Raw genomic sequence first — 1,819 nt, forward strand, 5'->3', positions numbered from 1 at the left:
TACGCCGGGCGGCAGGTCGAGCACGCGGTTCTCGACGCCGCCGTCCTGGCTGACCAGGATCGCCAGCCCCTGGACTTCGGACAGTTTGACGAAATTGAACTGTTTGAGCAAAGGCTCGCGCTTGGGCACCAGCACCAGTCCAGCGCAGGAGGACAGGCCGGACAGGATCGAGGTGGTGGCGCGCAGGGCGTCCTCGACCGGGCCCTGTTCGGTAATCTGCCGCTCGATCGCCTCGCGCTCCTGCTGCGACGGCTCCGCAGCCTGCATCATGCCGTCGACAAACAGCCGCAGCCCCAATTCGGTCGGCACCCGCCCGGCGCTGGTATGCGGCGCGGCGAGCAGGCCGAGTTCCTCGAGATCCTGCATGACATTGCGGATCGAGGCGGGCGAGAGCTCGAGACCGGGGGCTTTCGAGATGGTGCGCGAGCCCACCGGGGCACCGTTGTCGAGATAGGATTCCACCACCACCCGGAAAATATCCTGCGCGCGCGTGGTCATTTCGGTGATCGGGGTATTGGTCATGGAAGATAGATAGGTCAATTGTCGGAAGGTTTCCAGCGGGCAATTACATGCGGCCGTGCTCCGCACTTGGTGTGGAGCTTGGGCGGCTGAAAACGCAGTTTGCCGGACAAACTCCGCATCAAGTGCGGAGCACATAAATCGTTCCAACTTTCTCCATCGAGCGGGCACAACCCCTCACCGAGCGCGACCAACCCCGGATGGCATCCGGCGAAGTCTTGCTTGCCTCTCCCTGTCGGAGAGGAAAAGTCGCTCCCTCCCCAAAATGACTGGATGAGCGGTTGTCTCTCCCTGTGGGAGTAGATAAGAACGCACCAACTCAAAATAAGGAACATCACATGCGACCATCGGGCCGTGCGCCGGACGAAATGCGCGCCATTTCCATCGAAACCGGATTTACCAAACATGCCGAGGGGTCGTGCCTGATCAGCTTTGGCGATACGCGGGTCTTGTGCACCGCCAGTATCGAAACAAGCCTGCCGCCATGGATGCGCGGCAAGGGGACCGGCTGGGTCACCGGCGAATATTCGATGCTGCCCCGCGCCACCCATACGCGTGGTTCGCGCGAGGCGGCACGCGGCAAGCAGTCGGGCAGAACGCAGGAAATCCAGCGGCTGATCGGGCGGAGCCTGCGCTCTGTCGTCGATCTGAAGAAGCTCGGCGAACGGCAGATCACCCTCGATTGCGATGTGATCCAGGCTGATGGCGGGACGCGCACGGCCTCGATCAGCGGCGCCTGGGTGGCGCTGCGGTTGGCGGTCAACGGCCTGCTCGACCAGAAAGTGCTCAAGGAAGACCCGATCCAGCAGAAGATCGCGGCGATCAGCTGCGGTATCTTTGACGGCACACCGGTGCTCGACCTCGACTATGACGAGGACAGCAACGCCGGCGCCGACGCCAATTTCGTGCTCACCGGCGACGGCAATATCGCCGAAGCGCAGGCCACCGCCGAGGGCCAGACCTTTGACGACGAAGGCCTGATGCGGCTGATGCGGCTGGCGAAAATCGGCTGTGGCCAGATTTTTGAAGCGCAGGATCGAGCGGTTGGTTAGGTTTTAGAATGTCGTGAAGGATATATGACCATTCACCGCAAACTCACCCCCGGACGCCTGATCATCGCCGGCCATAACCAGGGCAAGGTGCGGGAAATCCGGGCACTGCTGGAGCCCTATGGCATCGAACCGGTGTCGGCAGGCGATCTCGGCTTGCCGGAGCCGGAAGAAACCGGAACCACCTTTGCCGAAAATGCGCTACTCAAGGCGCGGGCGAGCGCCGAGGGTGCGGATTGCGTGGCGCTGGC

3 protein-coding genes are annotated in these 1,819 nt (G+C 62.5%); 2 read left to right on the forward strand and 1 reads right to left on the reverse strand.

The features are described 5' to 3' along the window. Window positions 1-522, reverse strand: a 522-nt coding sequence (locus ACEW8J_RS12095) for a heat-inducible transcriptional repressor HrcA (protein ID WP_373491899.1), incomplete at its 3' end; no start/stop codon positions are given. Window positions 523-857: 335 nt separating this feature from the next. Here ACEW8J_RS12095 and rph point away from each other — a divergent pair. Beyond that, window positions 858-1,571 (forward strand): ribonuclease PH, encoded by a 714-nt coding sequence (gene rph, locus ACEW8J_RS12100; RefSeq protein WP_373491897.1) that lies wholly within the window; start codon window positions 858-860, stop codon window positions 1,569-1,571. Window positions 1,572-1,595: 24 nt separating this feature from the next. Further along, window positions 1,596-1,819: non-canonical purine NTP pyrophosphatase (locus tag ACEW8J_RS12105; protein WP_373491898.1), on the forward strand; the 224-nt coding region annotated here is incomplete at its 3' end.

This window comes from Parasphingorhabdus sp., from assembly GCF_041748495.1.
GTDB lineage: Bacteria > Pseudomonadota > Alphaproteobacteria > Sphingomonadales > Sphingomonadaceae > Parasphingorhabdus.

Coding starts and splice junctions, on each gene's coding strand:
- rph (WP_373491897.1), top strand. CDS start 858: ATGCGACCATCGGGCCGTGCGCCGGACGAAATGCGCGCCATTTCCATC.